This window comes from Flavobacterium sp. KACC 22761 (assembly GCF_034058155.1).
Taxonomy (GTDB): domain Bacteria; phylum Bacteroidota; class Bacteroidia; order Flavobacteriales; family Flavobacteriaceae; genus Flavobacterium.
In genome coordinates this window covers 672,118-691,846 of sequence record NZ_CP139148.1, presented here as the reverse complement: position 1 = coordinate 691,846, position 19,729 = coordinate 672,118, and the positions used below count along the sequence as shown (strand labels likewise).

Below are 19,729 nucleotides of genomic sequence, written 5' to 3'. Positions count from 1 at the left end.
GAATAACTTCGTGTTATTCTGACTATATAAGGAGGATGTGTAGTTTCGCGGCTTGCATCCTTTTTTTCTTTTCTATTGAAAAGTAATTTGTTTTAAATCTTCATTTATTTCAAAGTTTAGGTTATACATTTCTGATATTAATTGTACAATTGTTTTTAAATCTTCTTTTTTATTGATTCGGATTGTGATTTTCTGATCTAGATTTTCTGATAGAAGAATGACTTTATAGCCATAATTTTTCTCAATATATTGGCTTAAAGCAGAAAGCTTTTCATTGTCAAAATCGATAAATCGGTTGAATTCTTCAACAGAAGCCGTTTGATTTCCGTAAGTGAATTTTTCGCCGGGTTTCAAGATCCATTTTTGGTCTTGGCCTTTTACATTCATTTGAACGCTTCCTTCATAAAGTTCAACAGTTACTTTTTCGTCTTCTGTTTCATTAACGGTAAAAGAAGTTCCTAAAACTGTAGTTGTCGTTTCATTGCAAAAAACCTGAAAAGGATGTTGTTTGTCTTTTTTGACTTTGAAATAAACTTCACCATCAATTTCGATTTTTCTATTTGACACGAAATTGGCGCCGTATGTAATTTTAGAATTCGGACTTAATTCGACCTTTGAATTATCCGGTAAAATGACATATTTTACTTTAGAAGTAGTATTCTCAATGACATTTTCGGCAAGAACAACATTTTCCTGTTGCGGTTTGTTGTTGAAATAAATTCCAGTTCCGATAAGAACAAAAAGCAAAACCGCTGCCGCCGAATAATAACGCCACGGTCTTATTTTTCGTTTTTTCGTGGCGAAAGTTTTGGAATGAAATTGTTCCCACGAAGCTTCCTTTTCATTATCTGAATGAGAAAGTGGAGATTCATTCCATAGTTTTTTGAACTCTTCGTCAAATTTTTCTTTATCCATTTTTTAATGTTAAATGATTTGACATTGAAAACCTTGTTTGCTAAAAACACCGTAGACCATTTCTTTGATGTCACGATTGGTTTCGATTTTGAGAATGTTTTCCTGACCTTTTTGATCAAAATTTATGATACAGTCAGAAATGACAAATTGTAAAAGCGCCACAAGCAAATGGGCTTCTTTCTTGGTTCTGACATTAGTTTTATACGCTTCGATATGCATTTTTTTGTCCTTGTTTTTAGATATAACAAACGAGAACAAAAAAGTTCCTAATGGTTTTCGATTTTTTTTCGAATAAATTTACTGGCGAGATAAATATGATTGGCAATTGTCTTTTCAGAAAGATCTGTAAGCTCTGCAATTTCCTTATAGCTAAGGTTTTCCAGTTTGTGTAAAGTAAATATTTTTTGTTGTTGTTCCGGAAGCTGATTGATGAAATTATGCAGTTTTTCACTTCTTTCATCAAAAACTGAAGTATCGATTTCTTCTTGTGCGACTTCAACTTGAAAAGTGTCAAGTTGCATTATTTTGTTTTCTCTATTAATGTGATTGATGATGATATTTTTGCAAATGACAAACAATTGTTTGTCTAGCAAAACATCTTCGTTGAGCAATTCCTTTTTATTGTAAAGTCTTATGAAAGTTTCCTGAACAAAATCTTCTGGAGTTAATACTGAAGAATTGAATCGTTTGGCAATATTTTTCAGTTTGTCGTAGTATTTGAAGTAAACTTCTTTAAAAGCTTCTTCATTACCTTTTTTTAAACTTAAAATAAATTTTTTATTGTCCATAAAGAAAAATATCGCGACTAGCTTTTACCTAGTGAAAACTCATTGGAGTCAATATTATTGTATTCAAGAATTGATCAATTTCAATTAAGAATGTAACAAGTTGCAAAGAACCGTAATTTAATTGAAGATTTGTCGTCGTTATTGGATAAATGTTACAAAACGGAATTGTTTTTTTAAGAAAGACGTTTTGTGTTTGTTCATAGTTTGGTGGTTTTGGCGAAAAATAAGCATAAAAAAACCGCTAAAATTAGTAGCGGTTTTTGTGAAATTCTATAAATAAATTATTGAATTAAGAGTGAAATTTAATGTTTCCCATTTCCATGCCCATTTCCATTATTTCCATGTCCATGGTTTCCATTATCTTTTCCTTGTTTGTTGTTTCCTTTTCCAGGTTTAGGACCAATGGTTTGTTGCGGTTTTCCTTTATAACCTTTTGCATATTTTACTTTATGCGTTTTGAAATTGTCATAAGGCGAATTTCCTCTGTAATCCGTCAATACAACTTTGTATTCATTGTAAAGATCATAGTTTCTATAAACGGTAGGCAATGATTTTGCTCTGATCCATTTTCCATTATTGCTATAAATGTAATTCGCGGTATTTATATCATAATAGGTTTCAAGATCTGGCAAATAGTAATAACGCACATCTGTATATCCTACGGGCCCCCAAGCGGGTGGCGTTCCAATATTTACATTCACATTTACTTGTGCATTTGAAAAGTAAACGGTGAAGAATAAAATTCCTGCTGTTAAAAATTTAAATGATTTCATAATATTTAATTTTTAAATGATTATTACTTAATGCTTCCAAAAAGTGTACCTAAAATTTGCATAAGAGTTATTTGATAATTTGAGCTTCAGGAAATTTCCAAGTACCATTTAAAACTTCTTTGTGCGGACGATAAAGTCTTACCCAATAATTCCAGCCAGCAACAGTTGGGATGCAATTTGGCGTTTTACCATCACAGCCTCCAAATTGAATGGTTACAGACCCGTCAGCATCTTTCTTTGCGGTAATATTATTCAATGAATAGATATTAAGATCATTTTTCTCAAAATAGCCTTCTTTATTATAAACACTCACAGACCAAAAACCATCTACAGGTACATTTTTTACTTTTAATTTATAAATCGTTTTTCCGTCATTTTTAGGAGGATTGACTGAAAGATAAAAAGCATCTTTTTCAGGATTTCCGCCCCATCCGGTAGCACTTCCTATCAAATGAAGCGTTTCGTCTACTTTTCCTCTTGGACCAAACATTCCTTTTGTATCGGCTAATTTTTTGGATACTTCAATAAGTGAATCCCTAACTTTCTTTTGGCTTGCTTTATCCCAATTCGGAATTTCAAAAGTTCCTTTTTCTTTTTGATCAACTTTAATTGCATTTTGTAAAGCCGTTACAATTGGCAAATCTTTGGGATCATTTGGATTGATAAAGGTTCTAATTCCCAGCATTAAGTAGCGTGTGCCGACTTTTTCTTTGGTAAAAGTAAAAGTTCCCGGCGCATAATAGGTTTCAGAATATTGATCTTGATCAATTGTTTGCATCGACATGAATCGTTTCCCTGGATTAGGCAATGTTACGGTTATTGGTCCAGCATCAAGATCAAAAACACCTGATGAATATAAAACATCGCGATTGGCTCGAATAACAGATTGATTATCTATAGGCATTAAAGTTCTATAATGAAAAATAGCACCGATACCATTAGATTGTTTAACTGAAGTGTTAAAATACAAATCGGTTTCTGCTCGATTAAAATTGGCAGCTGTAACAAGATCGCCTTTTTTTGAAGCCAGAGAATCTGTTGTTGTTTGTATTGAATCTTTTTTTGTTGATTCAGAATCTGTTGTTGAATTTTTTTTGCAGGCAAAAGCCAAAAATGATATAACTAATAAAAATATTCCTGCTGATAATTTCTGTTTGATTTTCATAAGACTTAAGTTTTGATGAGAAATAAAAAGGCTAATTATTTATGGGATTTTTTTACTAAGTTATGAAAATATTTTAAGTTTTGATTTTGTAATTGTTTGATTACGTGTTTTTTTTTGCTTTTTAAAATAGTATTAGATAATGTAGTTGCAACAAAAAAGCCCTTAAGTAAATTGCTTAAGGGCTCGTTTTTGAATATTCAGATATTAAATTTGTATTGCTTTGATGGCAATTATTCTTTATTCTCGTTTTCTAAACTTGTAGCTGCAGAAATTTGATCCAAAATATTAGTTTGGTTAGGCGAAATATAGTTTTTTATTTCAGGAGCATTTTCTTTTTTGAAAAGAAGATCTAATGCGTTATATAGTTTTAATAAAACATCGCGGTCTGCTTTTTCGATTTCTAAGGCAGTGTTAAAATTAAAAACGTAATTATTAGAATTACGTACTTCAACTTTTATCGTTTTTGATGTGATTTTAAACTTAACTATATCCATTTTTCTGTTTAAATTAATTTGGTTGCAAAAATGAGATTTTAGCGCCAATTAGTGGTGCAATTTTTTATGTTTTTTTAATCTTATAAATTAATAGTACTAAAAATACGAATTTATTTGAAATATTTCTTATCCGCTCTGCGTCGATATACCAAATATTAATTAAAAAAATTTAAGAAGATTGAATTGCTTAAAATTTGTTTTTAAAAATAAGTCTTTATTTTCATTACTTATAAATGTAAAATTCTTATAATTGTAGATAATTTCATTTAATATTAATGATAAAAAAATGATTTGTTTAAATATAATTTTTACAAAATCGTTTTAGTTGCTATTTTTGTTTATATTTGTGATTGCGATAAAAGAGAACCCAATAAATTAACCATTACATGAAAAAAATTACAATAAAAGATATTGCGACAGAAGCTCAGGTTTCAGTATCTACAGTATCTTTTGTTATTAATGGTAAAGGTGAAAAAATGGGGATTAGCGCAGCTGTGATTAAAAAAGTGCAAGATGTAGCAGAAAAGCTTAATTATAGACCGAGTATGATAGCGACCAGTTTGCGAACTGGAAAAACAAGATCGATTGGGCTTATTGTTGAGGATATTTCAAATCAATTCTTTTCTGATCTTGCGCGTGTGATCGAAGATGAAGCAAAAAATATCGATTACAGGGTTTTTTATTGCAGTACAGGTGATGATGATGAGCGTTCTGAGGAATTGATACATAGTCTTTTGCAGGCAAATGTTGACGGATTTATTATCACACCGACCAAAAATCTGGAAGAGAAAATCGATCTTCTTCTAAAGCTTAAAAAGCCGATGGTGTTGATCGACAGGTATTTTCCGGGACAAAATGTGAGCCATGTTGTAATGGATAATTATGAAGCGGCACATTCGGCTACCAAATTTTTGATTAAAAAGAATCGTAAAAATATTGCCGTGGTTAACAATACTTCTGAAATGATTCAGATGAAGTTAAGGGAAGATGGCTACAAAGATGCTTTGAAAGAAGAAGGAATGTACAAGGAAAAACTTGTACTGCATTTGGATTATCATAGCAATGAAGAAACAAGAATAGAGAGTCTTGTGAAATTTTTCAAGAAAAATACAGAAATTGATGCTGTTTTGTTTTTGACAAATTATATGGGGCTTTCTGGACTTCAGGCTTTAAGAGGAATGGGAATTAGTATTCCGGAAGATATTTCGATTATTAGTTTTGATGATCATGACAGTTTTAAATTGCATACTCCAACAATTAGCGTAATAGCGCAACCTATAGTTGACATTGGAGTGAAGGCAATAGAATTGTTGATGAGCCAAATGACAAACATGGAATCATTTGAAGTTGAAAAAAGTTTAAAGAAAGGTGATTTAATTATTCGGGAGTCGGTCTAATTCATAAAATTCAAGAAAAAAGGAAAAAAAAACGGTTCGTTTTTTTTTGAGATTTTACTAAATCGTTTTAGGGTAAAAATAAAGCCTTAGAAAAGATAAAAGCCCGTAAACAAAGGAAATATTAGGAATAAAATAAATAAAAAGTTAATTCAGAGCGGGACTTTAATAGTTTTTAAATGGTTGAATTTTGGTTAGTTAAATTGAATTAAGCCGGGAAGTATTCCTGCGGTTTCCGGCTTGTTTTAAATTGGTTTACTGATTTTAGTATTAGTAAAAAATCAGAAAAGAAATAAGAATAATTGCTTTGGCAATAAACAATTAGCATATAAGTTAAGCTTGGCAGCCGTAAAAAAGGAAATGATTTCAGTGATATTTTGTTAGTTACTATTATTCTGATACATATCTAAGAGAAGGAAGTAGTTGTTTAATCAATTCTCCTTCTCTAACTGCCAGCGGGCCTTTTGCGATTAAATTAAGTTAGCATTTAGTTGAAATGAATTATAAAAAAAGAGTTTATTGGTTTTTGGGCATTTGTGCAACAATTTTTTCATTTGTTGCCAATGCCCAAAATATAAATATAAAAGAAGGCTGGCAATTTCGAGAAACGAAAACTGCAAAATGGCTTCCTGCAACAGTTCCAGGTGAAGTGCATACTGATTTGTTGAATAATAAAACAATTCCGGATCCATTTTACAGAGACAACGAAAAAAAACTGCAATGGATTGAAAAGAAAGACTGGGAATATAAAACCACTTTTCAAGTAACACCAGCTTTATTAAAAAAGAAAAATGCTGAATTGGTTTTTGACGGATTAGATACTTACGCTACCGTTTATTTGAATAATAAACAGGTTTTGAAAGCCGACAATATGTTTCGTCAATGGCGCGTTGAAGTTAAAAATCTGCTGAAATCTGGAAACAATGATTTGGTAATCGTATTTAAATCGGCACAAAATGTAGCAGATTCATTGGCTAAAAAAGATTTGCCTTTTGTAATTCCCGACAACCCGCGTGCCTATGTTCGAAAAGCACAATACCATTTTGGATGGGATTGGGGGCCAAAATTCACCACTTGCGGTATTTGGAAAACACCGCGCTTAGAAGTTTATGATAAAAAAACACCTGAGAAACCTTATGTGCTGAATCGCAAAATAGAATTGGTTCAAGAGCCGGACAGCGTTGGCAAATCATTTTATTTCAAAATTGATGGAAAGCCAGTTTATATGAAAGGCGCCAATTACATTCCATCAGATGCTTTTCTTTCGCGAGTGACGAAAAAAGAATACGAAAAAGTAATTTCAATGGCGAAAGATGCCAATATGAATATGTTGCGTGTCTGGGGCGGCGGTATTTATGAGGATGATTATTTTTATGACTTATGTGATAAAAACGGAATTTATGTCTGGCAGGATTTTATGTTTGCTGGCACCATGATTCCTGGCGACAAAGCTTTTTTTGATAATGTAAAAGCCGAAGTCCAATATCAGGTAAAACGTCTTCGCCATCATCCAAGTATTGTTTTGTGGTGCGGAAATAATGAGATTGATGAAGCCTTTAAAAATTGGGGCTGGCAAAAGAGCATGAATATGTCGAAACAAGATTCAACACGTTTGTGGCAGGATTATGTTCGTTTGTTTCAAGACAGTATTCCAAAATGGGTAAAGCAGGTCGATAATAAACGTCCTTATGTAAGTTCTTCACCTTTATTTGGTTGGGGAAAGAAGGAAAGTATTACTCAAGGAGACAGTCATTATTGGGGTACATGGTGGGGTTTAGATGATATAGAAATAACTAACTCTAAAACCGGCCGTTTTGTAAGCGAATATGGTATGCAAGCCATGCCAAATTATTCGTCTATAGAAGCTTTTACTTTGCCAGAAGATCGCTATTTGTATTCTGATATTTTAGAAGCGCATCAAAAAGCTGGAAAAGGTTTTATGAAATTAGATTCTTATTTGAATCGCTATTTTATTGAGGAGGCTAAAATTAAGAAAATGAGTGTTGAGGATTATACCTATCTTACGCAATGTCTTCAGTATTATTCTTTAAAAAATATTATCGGTATTCATCGTTCAAAAGCGCCTTACAATATGGGAACTTTGGTTTGGCAACTCAACGATTGCTGGCCAGTAGCAAGTTGGAGCGTAACTGATTATTATGATCGCCAGCCAAAAGCTGCCTGGTATGCCATGAAAGAAGCATACAGGGATGATAAAAAACCGGAAATCGATTTGACGCGCCCCATTAATTTGAAATTAGAAGATCCAAAAATCACCTATAAAATTACAGGAAATAAAGTCGCTATAAAAGCATCAAAGGCAGCAAAATACGTATATATTTCCATAAAAGGCTATACCGGAAAATGGAGCGACAATTATTTTGATTTGAAAGAAGGAGAAGAAAAAACGATCACGTTTGAAGGTAAAATTGAGAAACCACTTTTTAAGGTTTATTCGCTTTATGACGTTTTGAATAAATATTAATTAATAAATATTGAGCTGTTTAGTTGCTAAGACTCTAAGAAAGATTAGAGAAAAAACTTAGAACCTTAGCATCTCAGTATCTTAGAAGCTAAAGAATATATGTTTACAAAATACACCAAAATAGCTTTTAGCGGTATTTTCGCTTTAAACTTGTTTTTTGCAAATTCTGTTGATGCACAGAAAAAAAGCGCAAATCAAAATAATATCGATTATACAAAATATGTAAATCCGCTTATCGGATCGGCAGGGCATGGACATGTATTTGTGGGAGCGAATGTTCCTTTTGGGGCAGTGCAACTTGGGCCGGTAAATATTTTTGAAGGCTGGGATTGGTGCAGCGGCTATAATTATGCAAGCAATACTGTTTTAGGATTTACACATACGCATTTAAGCGGCACCGGAATTGGAGATTTGAACGATATTCTATTGCTTCCAGTTACAGGAAAAGTTCCTCTTTTTAAAGGTACAAAAGAAGATATGACAAATGGTTACGGTTCGTATTTCTCGCATGCAAGCGAAGTGAGCAAACCAGGCTATTACAGTGTCATTTTGGATAAATACAAAATCAAAGCCGAATTAACCGCTACCGAAAGAGTTGGTTTTCATAAATATACTTTTAATTCGGCATCAGATACTCATGTTTTATTAGACCTTACGGATGGAGTTGGATGGGACAAACCGGTAAAAACTTTCATCAAAAAAATAAATGCAACTACGCTGGCAGGCTATCGTTTTTCGGCAGGATGGGCGACAGATCAGCGTGTTTATTTTACAATGGAATTTTCTGAACCAATTTCTAATTTAGCATTGTACGATGATAAAACATTAGTTTCAGGAAATGAAGGCGAAGGTTTGAAAATGAAGGCAGTTGTAGATTTCGCAACTTTAAAAAACAAACAAGTTTTAGTTAAAGTCGGAATTTCTCCAGTAAGTTCTGAAAATGCTTCAGCGAATATAAAAGCTGAAATCCCGAATTGGGATTTTGATCAAACCGTCAAAATGGCTTCTTCAAAATGGAATAAAGAATTAAATAAAATTCAGATCACAGGAAACGACAAAACAATGAAAGTTTTTTATACTTCATTGTATCACACGATTTTTGCGCCTTCCATTTTTAATGATGCCAACGGAGACTACAGAGGAACTGATAAAAAGGTTTACGAAAAAGCAAATTTTACAAACTACACTACTTTTTCACTTTGGGATACCTATCGCGGACTTCATCCATTATACACCATCACGCAACCCGATAAAATCAACGACATTGTAAAATCATTTTTGGCGATTTACGAACAGCAAGGAAGGTTGCCAGTTTGGCATTTGATGGGAAATGAAACTAATACCATGAATGGAAATCACTCAATTGCAGTAATTGCAGATGCTTATTTGAAAGGATATCGCGATTATGATGTGAATTTGGCTTATGAAGCCATGAAAAAAACGGGAATGCAAACTCGCGACGGAATGGATTATGTACAAAAACTGCAATATATTCCGGCAGACAAAATGTTGGAAAGTGTTGGGAATGCTTTAGAATATGCAATTGATGATTATTGTATTGCACAAGTAGCAAAAGCTTTAAACAAAACCGAAGATTATGATTATTTCTCAAAAAGAGCGAATTTATATAAACTTTATTTTGACAAAGAAACAACTTTCATGCGCGGAAAATTGACCGATGGAAATTGGAGAACGCCATTTAATCCGCTTTCATCGGCGCATCGAAAAGACGATTATGTTGAGGGAAATGCGTGGCAGTATACTTGGTTGGTTCCTCAAGATCCGTATGGTTTGATTGATTTGTTTGGAAGCGAAAGCAAATTTGTGGCTAAATTAGATTCGCTTTTTCAAATAACAGATAAAGTAGAAGGAGAAGAAGTTTCACCAGACATCAGCGGTTTGATTGGGCAATATGCACAAGGAAATGAGCCAAATCATCATATTCCATATTTGTATGCTTTTGCAGGACAACCTTGGAAAACGGCAAAATTAATTCGAGAAATCGACGATAAATTCTATTCTACAAAACCAGACGGATTGTGCGGCAATGAAGATTTAGGACAAATGTCGGCTTGGTATGTTTTATCTTCAATGGGATTTTATTCAGTTAATCCAGCAAATGGAGTTTACGTTTTAGGAAGTCCATTAGTAAATACGGCAACAATTCATTATAAAAAAGGAATTTTATTCACGATAAATGCAGTCAATAACAGCGCCACAAATATTTACATTCAAAAAGCAGAATTCAACGGAAAACCCTATACAAAATCCTATATTACACAAGATATGATTGTAAAAGGCGGTGAATTGAAATTGTATATGGGAAGTAAACCTTCAACAACTTTTGGAGTAAAAAAAGAAGATAGACCTAAGTAAATTTTAGATTTTAGATTTCCTCAAAGTATTAAAAATTTATAGATATTAATTTAAAGCGGATAGCTAACAGCTTATAGCTTAAAGCATAAAAAGACTATGAAAATAAAGAGCTTAATTTTTTTAGGATTAATACAGTGCGGTATTGCTACAGCACAAGTAAAACCTTTAGATCCGGCAGAATATGTAAACCCATTAATGGGTACGCAATCTGTGCATAGTTTGTCAAACGGAAATACCTATCCAGCAATTTGCAGGCCATGGGGAATGAATTTCTGGACACCGCAAACAGGAAAAATGGGTGACGGATGGGCATACACTTACACGGCAGAAAAAATTAGAGGATTCAAACAAACACATCAGCCATCACCTTGGATGAACGATTACGGTCAGTTTTCGATTATGCCTGTTACGGGGAAAATAGTTGTTGCAGAAGCCGATCGAGCTAGCTGGTTCAGTCATAAAGCAGAGGTTTCAAAACCGTATTATTACAGCGTTTATCTTGCAGATTATGATGTTACGACTGAAATTACTGCGACTGAAAGAGCTGCACATTTTCAGATTACTTTTCCTGAAAATGAGCAATCTTCAATTGTTGTTGATGCATTTGACAAAGGATCGTATATCAAAATTATTCCATCAGAAAATAAAATCATTGGTTATACAACGCGCAATAGTGGAGGAGTTCCAGCGAATTTCAAAAATTATTTTGTACTCGTTTTTGACAAACCATTTGCAACAAGCAGTACTTGGAATGAAAAAGGTATAGAAAAAGATAAATTAGAATTGCAGGACAATCACGCTGGTGCAGTCGTAAGTTTCAAAACTAAAAAAGGAGAAATTGTAAATGTAAAAACCGCTTCGTCATTTATAAGTCGAGAGCAAGCCGAATTAAATCTAAAAAATGAATTAGGTAATGCTTCTTTCAATGAAACTGTTGCAGCTTCTAAAAATGAATGGAATAAGGTTTTAGGGAAAATTTCAGCCGAAAGCAACGACGCAGATCAATTAAAAACTTTTTATTCATGCTTGTACCGTGCAACTTGCTTTCCGCAAAAACAATATGAAATAAATGCTAAAGGCGAAACGATACATTATAGTCCGTATAACGGAAATGTTTTGCCGGGTTATATGTACGCAGGAACAGGATTTTGGGACACTTTTCGTGCTTTATATCCTTTGTTGAATTTAGTTTATCCTTCTGTAAACAGAGAAATGCAGGAAGGTTTGATCAACGATTATAAAGAAGGCGGCTTTTTGCCAGAATGGTCAAGTCCTGGTTTCAGAAATGTAATGGTTGGAAACAATTCGGCTTCAGTGGTTTCTGATGCTTACATCAAAGGTTTGCGAGGATATGACATCAATACTTTATTTGAAGCTTTAGTTCATGGAGCAAATAATGAAGGCCCGATGGATGCCGTTGGAAGAAAAGGAGTTTCGTATTACAATACCTTGGGATATGTTCCTTATGATGTGAAAATTAACGAAAATGCGGCGAGAACGCTGGAATATGCTTACGATGATTTTGCAATTTGGAAATTGGCGAAAGCCTTAAATCGCCCAAAAAAAGAAATCAGTTTGTTCGAGAAACGAATGATGAATTATAAAAACGTATTTAATCCTGAAATGGGATGGATGAGCGGCAGAAATAAAGATGGTAGTTTTCCGAAAAATTTCAATCCGCTAAAATGGGGAGATGCTTTTACAGAAGGAAATGCAATGCATTACAGCTGGAGCGTTTTTCATGATATTCAAGGATTGATTAATTTGATGGGCGGACAGAAAAAATTTGTAGAAAAATTAGACGCCGTTTTTACAACACCTCCAGTTTTTGACGACAGTTATTACGGATCGGTTATTCATGAAATTCGCGAAATGCAGATTATGAATATGGGACAATATGCGCACGGAAACCAGCCAATTCAGCACATGATTTATTTGTACAATTATGCAGGCGAACCTTGGAAAACACAATATTGGTCAAGAGAAGTAATCAATCGTTTGTACAAGCCAACTCCAGATGGTTATTGCGGAGATGAAGATAACGGGCAGACTTCGGCTTGGTATATTTTCTCGGCAATGGGATTTTATCCTGTGTGCCCAGCAACAGAAGAATATGTTTTGGGTGCACCATTATTCAAAAAACTGACTTTGGAATTAGAGAACGGCAAAAAACTTATTATAAATGCTCCTAAAAATTCGGAAACAAACAAATATGTTCAGGATTTAAAATGGAACAATACGAGTTATGCTAAAAATTTCATTAATCATTCAGATGTCTTAAAAGGCGGAGAATTGAATTTTGAGATGTCAGCCGAACCAAATTTACAAAGAGGGACTTCATCAAGTGCCTTCCCATATTCTTACTCAAATTCAAAATAATACTATGCAGTCACGTAGAAAATTTATAAAAAATGCTGGAATTTTTTCAGCTGGACTATTGGCGATTCAAACGGATGTTTTTGCTTCACAGTCAAATGCGTTTGATTTTGCACTAAAAGATTTTATCAGCAAAAGACCTCCTTTGGCAGAACGAAAATTCACAAGCCCTGCAATTGAAGCAGCAATTACGCGCATCAAAAAACAAATTGCAAATCCAGAATTGGCTTGGCTATTTGAAAACTGTTTTCCAAATACATTAGATACCACAGTTGATTTTGAAGTTATCGACGGAAAACCGGATACGTATGTAATTACGGGAGATATCGACGCAATGTGGCTTCGCGATAGTACGGCTCAAATTTGGCCTTACATTCCATTTGTGAAAGAAGATAAAAAACTGGCCGAATTGGTAAAAGGCGTAATCAATCGCCAGACAAAATGCATTTTGTTGGATCCTTATGCAAATGCTTTTTATAAAGATTTTTCTAAGATAAGCGAATGGAAAAATGATTTGACCAAAATGAAACCGGGAATTCACGAACGCAAATGGGAAATTGACAGTTTGTGTTATCCTATTCGTTTGGCGCATGGATATTGGAAAGAAACAGGCGACCTAAGTTTGTTTGACAAACAATGGAAAGAAGCTATGCTTTTAGTATTGCAAACTTTTAAAGAACAGCAAAGATGGACAGATAAAGGGCCTTACACTTTCCAAAGAGAAACAGCTTGGGCGACTGATGGCGTACCTTTGAGCGGTTACGGATATCCTGTAAAACCTTGTGGTTTGATTGTTTCTACTTTTAGGCCAAGTGACGACAGTACTTTATTTGGATACTTGATTCCGAGCAATATGTTTGCTATTGAAGTTTTGGGTTACTTGATCGAAATTTTCTCTTTGCCAGCCATGTTGGACAAAGATTTGGTTGCCAAAGCCACAGAATTAAGAAATCAAGTTCAAAAAGGATTAGAAGAAAACGGAATTATCGAACATCCAAAATTCGGAAAAATTATTGCTTTTGAAGTAAACGGATACGGTAGTTTTCATATGATGGATGATGCCAATGTTCCTTCGTTATTGTCCCTTCCGTATTTAGGAGCAATTGAACCAGACAGTCCGTTGTATTTGAATACCAGAAAAGTGGTGCTTTCAGAAAACAATCCGTTTTTCTACAAAGGAAAAGCAGGTGAAGGAATTGGCGGTCCGCATACAGGAGCTGATACCATTTGGCCAATGAGTATTGTCTTGAGAGCCATTACAAGTGTCGATGAAAAAGAAATCAAAGCCTGCATCAGCAATTTGATTAAAACAAATGCTGATACCGGTTTCATGCATGAATCGTTTCATAAAGATGATGTAGCCAAGTTTACGCGAAAATGGTTTGCGTGGGCTAATACACTTTTTGGAGAAATGATTGTACATACCAGCATCAAATACCCACAAATTTTAAAAGATAAAAATATTTAAACAGTTGGTCAGATAGTAATTAGTAATTAGTAATTAGTAAAAAGTAATTAGTAAAAAGTGATTAGTAAAAAGTGATTAGTAAAAAGTGATTAGTGAAAAGTGATTAGTGAAAAGTGAATCTCTGCTACTAAAAACAACAAACTATAAACGACAAACAATAAACAGTAAAAATAACAATGAATAAAGAATATGCCGTTGGAGTTGACATTGGAGGAACACATATTACCGCAGCAATTATAGATATTGCGAATATGAAAATGATTGACTTTTCGGTACATAAAGAATCGTTTGATTCTAATTTGCCAGTCGATCAGGTTATGACTATTTGGGAAAAAGTGATTCGGATTTCAATTGAAAATTCAAAAGTTGAAGAAGTAAAAGGTCTTGCCGTATGCATGCCTGGTCCGTTTGATTATGCCAATGGACTTTGCTGGATAAAAGATCAATCTAAATATGAGCATTTTTACGGTCTGAATGTTCGTTATCTGTTTCAAGGAACGCTTAACTTGTCTAGCGATTTTCCGATTCTTTTTGAAAATGATGCCGTTTGCTTTGGAAAAGGCGAAGTTTTTAAAGATGCTGCTAATCTTTCTAAAAAAGTAATGGCAGTTACATTAGGAACAGGACTTGGAGCATGTTTTATTGATAAAGGCGTTTCTGTTTCAACTGGAGAATCAGTCCCAACTGATGGAGAAATTTATAATTTGCCATTCAAAGACGGTATGGCAGAAGATTATGTTTCGGCGCGCGGACTATTAGGAGGCTATAAAACCTTGTCTGGAAAAATGCTTAGCAATGGTTTGGAGCTCTACAATCTGGCACTTGGCGGCGATGAAATTGCAATTAAGGTTTTTGAACAAATGGGTGAGGATTTGGCTGAGGTAGCAATCCCTTGGATAACTAAATTTGGTGCAAACCATTTTATTATTGGAGGAAAAATTGCCAATGCGAGCAAATTCTTTCTTTCAACTTTCGATAAAAAAATTAAAGAAAACGGCTTAGAGGTTAGTGTAGTTGTTTCTACTGATAATGAAGGAGCGGCTTTGTTGGGAGCGGCCAGCATGCTTCATAAATTGTAAGTAAACTTTAATGCATATAAAAAAAACACCATTCTGTACTTTTTAGTATTTAATGGTGTTTTTTGTTACTCAATTTCTGGTTTTAATTAAGTCGAAGAATTTAAAATTCTTTGCTTAACGTGCTCCATATACGATCTTCCGATAACATATCTAAGACCTTCAATTTCGATGCTGTTTCCTTCAACAGCATCAATTTTGTCAATGGCTACTGTAAATGAACGATGAATTCTTAAAAAATTTCTTTCGGGCAACAAATCGGTGAAGTCTGACATCGTGCTGTGAATGATGTATTTGTTGGTAAGCGTACTGATTTTTAAATAATCTTTCAAGCTTTCGATTACCAAAATCTCATTCAGGAAAATCTTCTTCATTCGTTTTTTATCAATTTTGACAAAAATGAATGGATTGTCTGCTGTATTCTCGGGTGTAATGTTGTTTATAGTTTCAAGACGTTTGCTTACTTTGTTAAGGGCTTTCATTAGTCTTGGAAATTCAATTGGTTTTACTAAAAAATCCACAACATCAAGTTCGTAAGTTTCAATAGCAAATTGGCTGTAAGCACTTGTAATAATGACTAACGGAGGGTTTTCAAGACTTTTTATGAAATTTATACCATCTAAAACCGGCATATTAATATCTAAAAAAATGACGTCGACTTTATTGTTTTTTAAATAATTCAAGCCTTCAATCGGGTTGCTAAAAGTATTTAGAACCTCAAAATCTTCAAGGGGTTCCAAATAATTTTTAATAACATTGATTGCCAAAGGCTCATCATCAATAATCAAACAATTTACTTTCATTTTTTTATTATTATTTTTTGCGCAAAATAATTTAGCAGGCACTGTTTTTACACAGCAAAAGTCGTGCTAAGTGACTTTAATTTTAAGCTTTACAACAAAAATATTCTTTTTCTTTTTAAAAGAAAGATTATACTCATTTTTATTGTAACCTAATTCCAGTCTTTTCTTTACATTTTCGATTCCGATGCCACTTGAACTATTGAAATTATCTTCATGCAAAGTAAATTCCGGTTGCGGATTTGAAACGCTGAAATGCAGAAAATCATCTTTTATTTTAAAATTGATGTCAATAACAACTTTTCCAGTATTCTTGTTTACGCCATGTTTAAATGCATTTTCAATAAAAGTCAAAAGAATAATCGGCGCAATTTCTTTATCGTGAATATCACCCGAAATAGACATGTTTATTTCTAATCTGTCGTCATTTCGAATTCGCTCCAAATCAAGGTAATTTTGAATACAAAGTATTTCATTTTCTAAGCTTTGTCTTCTGTTTTTTGTTTCATACAACATATAACGCATTAATTCAGAAAGCTTTGTTACTATTCTCGGCGTTTTGTTGGATTTTTCTACAGATAAAGAGTAGATATTATTAAGCGTATTAAAAAGAAAATGAGGAGAAATTTGAGATTTTAGGAAAAGCAATTCGGTTTCCAATTGTGATTTTTCGAGATCGACAACTCTTTTTTGCTCTTTCATAAAATCCAATGTAATCTTGATTGCCGTTACAAATGTGATCACGTACAATTCGCCAATCATCATGTCAATTGTGTAGGTCAGTGTCAGTTTATCGATTTTAGTTGGTCCTTCTGGCCAAACGTCATGATTAATAAGCAGATAAGTAAGGTTGAATTTCAAAATCACCATTAAAAATATCGAAATCAAAACAGCGAGTATATACAAAACATATTTTTTTCGGTAAACCAAATACGGCATAAAGAGCAAAATATTCAAATAGCATAAAGTCATATGAATAGGAAAACCCAATAAATTACTCTTGAACGAATAAACATAATCGTTGAAGTAAATTCCCCAGCGAAAAGTATTGAACAAAAAATACGTCAGCCAGAAAAATACGTGGTAACGCCAAGGAATTGAATAAAATCTGCTGAAACTGAAATTCATAATAATACTACGTTTTGTGACTTTTTTTGGTGTTTGTCTTCGTTTAGATGTCGTTTGTCTAAATTACTTTAAGCAAAAATCAATTTTATATAAATTTAAAGTTAAATTATTATTGTTTATAGCGTTTTGCCTTGCTGTCTTAATTGCGCTTTCGACTGCAAGTTGTGAAATAAAGAGATACAAAAATAATTGTCATCAAGTTTTTTTGTCTAACGGCTTATTTATTGCAAACAGTAATAAAATCCTTTTTTAAAATGTAGATTATGCTTACCAAAAGTCAATACCGCATCATTAACAGATTCTTCTTAAGAATTCTAAGATCAATGTAGAATTTCTTCTTAATCAGAATTTAAATTGCTCCAACCAAAAATCAACTAACCAACTAATACCATAAAATTTAATGAATATCATTGACATAGCGATCATCATTGCCTACATCGTGCTTTCTGTAGGAATAGGAATTTGGATTTCAAGAAAAGCGTCAAAAGGCTTGGATGATTATTTTCTCGGTGGAAAAACAATCAAATGGTATTTTTTAGGATTAAGCAACGGATCTGGAATGTTTGACGTTTCAGGAACTTCATGGATGATTGGAGTTTTGTTTTTATATGGTGTCAAAAGTTTTATGTTTATGTGGCTTTGGCCCATTTGGAATCAGATTTTCGTAATGATGTTTCTCGCCGTTTGGATTAGAAAATCAAAAGTAATGACGGGTTCCGAATGGATTTTAACTCGTTTTGGAAGCGACAGAGCCGGAAAAGCATCTCATATTATCGTGGCAATTTTTGCTATTATTTCTACAATTGGTTTTATTGCTTACTTTTTTGAAGGAATCGGGAAGTTTGTGACCATTATTCTTCCGTGGGATTTAACGCTTCATTATGGTGATTTAGTTCTTCTGACATCAGAGCGTTCTTACGCATTGCTAATTATATTTTTAACGACAATTTATACTGTTAAAGGCGGCATGTTTTCTGTAGTGGCGACTGAAGTGGTTCAGTATCTTATCATGATTACGGCAGGAACGCTAATTGCAGGTTATGCTTTTGTAAATTATACTGATATTCAAATCAATTCGGTTATTACAGAAGAATGGAAAAATGTTTTCTTCGGTTGGCAGTTTGAAACACAGTGGAGTGATAAATTTCAGACATTCAATAATTTAATTGATTCTGAAGGCTATAAAATGTTTGGCGCTTTCATCGGAATGACATTGTTCAAAGGATTTTTCGCCAGTGTTGCCGGACCAACTCCAAGTTATGATTTGCAAAGAATTCTTTCGACAAAATCGGTTAAAGAAGCGGCTTATATGAGTGGTTTTACAAACTTGATTTTATTCATTCCAAGATATTTATTGATTACTGGAATCGTGGTAATTGCATTGGTAAATCTAGCGCCAGAATTAAATGGAAACACAGGTTTAACTGGAGCTGATCTAGAATTGCTAATGCCAAAAGTGGTTAATTTATATATTCCTGTTGGAATAAAAGGGCTTTTGCTGGCGGGTTTATTGGCGGCGTTCATGTCTGGATTTTCCGCTTTTGTGAATGCTGGGCCAGCTTATATTGTAAATGATATTTATAAAAAGTATTTCAAGCCAGTTGCAACAAATGCTCATTATATTAAAGTGAGTCAGATTTCTTCGTTTTTGGTTGTTGGCTTAGGGGTTTTTATGGGCTTTTTTGCTGATTCAATCAACTCCTTGACTTTATGGATTACCAGCGCACTTTATGGCGGTTATGTCGCAGCCAATTTCCTAAAATGGATTTGGTGGCGTTTTAATGGCTGGGGTTATTTCTGGGGAATGTTCGCCGGATTAATTATCGCTTCATTACAATTTATTTTAGGACAGAATCAAGCCAATTTAACGGAAGGTTCATTTTTATATAACTTATCACATGTACAAGCCATTTATCTCTTTCCGTTAATTTTTGGCTTCTCGATTTTGGGTTGCGTTTTAGGAACTTTTTTAAGCGAACCAACAGAAATGGAAGTGCTAAAATCGTTTTATTCGAATGTGAGACCTTGGGGTTTTTGGAATCCGGTTTATAAAGTATTAAAAGCAGAAGATGATACTTTCGAAAAAAATAATGATTTTGGCAGAGATATGCTGAATTGTGCAATCGGGATTGTATGGCAATCGAGCATGATTTTGCTTCCGATATTCTTTATCATCAAAGATTATCCAAAAGCAATAGTAGCATTAATCGTCTTTCTGATCACGACTACCATCTTGAAATTTACATGGCTGGATAGAGTTCGAAAAATAGCCGATTAATAAATTATGGAATACATAGAAACATAGATTTTTATTTTTAGAAAAGAAGAGTACAAAAGAAAATTCCACACACACACATATATATATCTTTTGGACTAAACCAAAACCAATTTTTTTAATTTTAAAAACTATGTTTCTAAGTGTTTCAATAAAAAAAGAAAATAAGAAACAATTTCGACGCTATTTAAAGAAATGAAAATGTCTTTTTAAGTG

General features: G+C 33.5%; 15 protein-coding genes. 7 read left to right on the top strand and 8 right to left on the bottom strand.

From position 1 onward, the window contains the following. Positions 1-72: 72 nt before the first annotated feature. The 6 genes from SCB73_RS03010 to SCB73_RS02985 all read right to left on the bottom strand — a co-directional run bounded on the left by SCB73_RS03010 (position 73) and on the right by SCB73_RS02985 (position 4,135). The gene (locus tag SCB73_RS03010; protein ID WP_320568679.1) at positions 73-915 is read right to left on the bottom strand and encodes a FecR family protein; all 843 of its coding nucleotides are present in this window, start codon (positions 913-915) and stop codon (positions 73-75) included. Between the two features lie 9 nt (positions 916-924). Continuing rightward, entirely contained in the window at positions 925-1,134 is a 210-nt protein-coding gene (locus tag SCB73_RS03005; RefSeq protein WP_320568678.1) for a C1 domain-containing protein, read from the bottom strand. Between the two features lie 47 nt (positions 1,135-1,181). Then, entirely contained in the window at positions 1,182-1,703 is a 522-nt protein-coding gene (locus tag SCB73_RS03000) for an RNA polymerase sigma factor (protein WP_320568677.1), read from the bottom strand. A 302-nt stretch (positions 1,704-2,005) separates the two neighbouring features. Further along, positions 2,006-2,476 carry a hypothetical protein gene (locus SCB73_RS02995; protein WP_320568676.1) on the bottom strand — a complete coding sequence of 157 codons (471 nt, stop codon included), beginning with the start codon at positions 2,474-2,476 and terminating at the stop codon, positions 2,006-2,008. A gap of 67 nt (positions 2,477-2,543) precedes the next feature. Further along, complete coding sequence (locus SCB73_RS02990) at positions 2,544-3,641, bottom strand: DUF1214 domain-containing protein (protein WP_320568675.1); 1,098 nt, start codon at positions 3,639-3,641, stop codon at positions 2,544-2,546. 230 nt (positions 3,642-3,871) lie between these two features. Further along, on the bottom strand, positions 3,872-4,135 hold the full coding sequence (locus SCB73_RS02985; RefSeq protein WP_320568674.1) for a hypothetical protein: 264 nt from the start codon (positions 4,133-4,135) through the stop codon (positions 3,872-3,874). A 386-nt stretch (positions 4,136-4,521) separates the two neighbouring features. Between SCB73_RS02985 and SCB73_RS02980 the strand changes: the two genes are divergently transcribed. The 6 genes from SCB73_RS02980 to SCB73_RS02955 all read left to right on the top strand — a co-directional run bounded on the left by SCB73_RS02980 (position 4,522) and on the right by SCB73_RS02955 (position 15,313). Continuing rightward, positions 4,522-5,532 (top strand): LacI family DNA-binding transcriptional regulator, encoded by a 1,011-nt coding sequence (locus SCB73_RS02980; RefSeq protein WP_320568673.1) that lies wholly within the window; start codon positions 4,522-4,524, stop codon positions 5,530-5,532. A 493-nt stretch (positions 5,533-6,025) separates the two neighbouring features. Further along, positions 6,026-8,014 (top strand): beta-mannosidase, encoded by a 1,989-nt coding sequence (locus tag SCB73_RS02975; RefSeq protein WP_320568672.1) that lies wholly within the window; start codon positions 6,026-6,028, stop codon positions 8,012-8,014. 99 nt (positions 8,015-8,113) lie between these two features. After that, on the top strand, positions 8,114-10,390 hold the full coding sequence (locus SCB73_RS02970; protein WP_320568671.1) for a GH92 family glycosyl hydrolase: 2,277 nt from the start codon (positions 8,114-8,116) through the stop codon (positions 10,388-10,390). A gap of 96 nt (positions 10,391-10,486) precedes the next feature. Beyond that, positions 10,487-12,769 (top strand): GH92 family glycosyl hydrolase, encoded by a 2,283-nt coding sequence (locus SCB73_RS02965; RefSeq protein WP_320568670.1) that lies wholly within the window; start codon positions 10,487-10,489, stop codon positions 12,767-12,769. 4 nt (positions 12,770-12,773) lie between these two features. Beyond that, positions 12,774-14,234 carry a glycoside hydrolase family 125 protein gene (locus tag SCB73_RS02960; protein ID WP_320568669.1) on the top strand — a complete coding sequence of 487 codons (1,461 nt, stop codon included), beginning with the start codon at positions 12,774-12,776 and terminating at the stop codon, positions 14,232-14,234. 176 nt (positions 14,235-14,410) lie between these two features. Then, positions 14,411-15,313, top strand: coding sequence for an ROK family protein (locus SCB73_RS02955; protein ID WP_320568668.1), 903 nt, complete (start codon positions 14,411-14,413; stop codon positions 15,311-15,313). Positions 15,314-15,399: 86 nt separating this feature from the next. Here the strand turns inward: SCB73_RS02955 and SCB73_RS02950 are convergent, their stop codons facing one another. Then, on the bottom strand, positions 15,400-16,113 hold the full coding sequence (locus SCB73_RS02950) for a LytR/AlgR family response regulator transcription factor (RefSeq protein WP_320568667.1): 714 nt from the start codon (positions 16,111-16,113) through the stop codon (positions 15,400-15,402). 66 nt (positions 16,114-16,179) lie between these two features. Next, positions 16,180-17,238 carry a sensor histidine kinase gene (locus SCB73_RS02945; protein WP_320568666.1) on the bottom strand — a complete coding sequence of 353 codons (1,059 nt, stop codon included), beginning with the start codon at positions 17,236-17,238 and terminating at the stop codon, positions 16,180-16,182. Between the two features lie 400 nt (positions 17,239-17,638). On the opposite strand from SCB73_RS02945, the gene SCB73_RS02940 reads away from it, so the two are divergent. Further along, entirely contained in the window at positions 17,639-19,516 is a 1,878-nt protein-coding gene (locus SCB73_RS02940; protein WP_320568665.1) for a sodium:solute symporter family protein, read from the top strand. Positions 19,517-19,729: the final 213 nt, after the last annotated feature.

Coding starts and splice junctions, on each gene's coding strand:
- SCB73_RS03005 (WP_320568678.1), bottom strand. CDS start 1,134: ATGCATATCGAAGCGTATAAAACTAATGTCAGAACCAAGAAAGAAGCC.
- SCB73_RS02955 (WP_320568668.1), top strand. CDS start 14,411: ATGAATAAAGAATATGCCGTTGGAGTTGACATTGGAGGAACACATATT.
- SCB73_RS02975 (WP_320568672.1), top strand. CDS start 6,026: ATGAATTATAAAAAAAGAGTTTATTGGTTTTTGGGCATTTGTGCAACA.
- SCB73_RS02945 (WP_320568666.1), bottom strand. CDS start 17,238: ATGAATTTCAGTTTCAGCAGATTTTATTCAATTCCTTGGCGTTACCAC.
- SCB73_RS02965 (WP_320568670.1), top strand. CDS start 10,487: ATGAAAATAAAGAGCTTAATTTTTTTAGGATTAATACAGTGCGGTATT.
- SCB73_RS02995 (WP_320568676.1), bottom strand. CDS start 2,476: ATGAAATCATTTAAATTTTTAACAGCAGGAATTTTATTCTTCACCGTT.
- SCB73_RS02980 (WP_320568673.1), top strand. CDS start 4,522: ATGAAAAAAATTACAATAAAAGATATTGCGACAGAAGCTCAGGTTTCA.
- SCB73_RS02990 (WP_320568675.1), bottom strand. CDS start 3,641: ATGAAAATCAAACAGAAATTATCAGCAGGAATATTTTTATTAGTTATA.
- SCB73_RS03010 (WP_320568679.1), bottom strand. CDS start 915: ATGGATAAAGAAAAATTTGACGAAGAGTTCAAAAAACTATGGAATGAA.
- SCB73_RS02985 (WP_320568674.1), bottom strand. CDS start 4,135: ATGGATATAGTTAAGTTTAAAATCACATCAAAAACGATAAAAGTTGAA.
- SCB73_RS03000 (WP_320568677.1), bottom strand. CDS start 1,703: ATGGACAATAAAAAATTTATTTTAAGTTTAAAAAAAGGTAATGAAGAA.
- SCB73_RS02960 (WP_320568669.1), top strand. CDS start 12,774: ATGCAGTCACGTAGAAAATTTATAAAAAATGCTGGAATTTTTTCAGCT.
- SCB73_RS02970 (WP_320568671.1), top strand. CDS start 8,114: ATGTTTACAAAATACACCAAAATAGCTTTTAGCGGTATTTTCGCTTTA.
- SCB73_RS02950 (WP_320568667.1), bottom strand. CDS start 16,113: ATGAAAGTAAATTGTTTGATTATTGATGATGAGCCTTTGGCAATCAAT.
- SCB73_RS02940 (WP_320568665.1), top strand. CDS start 17,639: ATGAATATCATTGACATAGCGATCATCATTGCCTACATCGTGCTTTCT.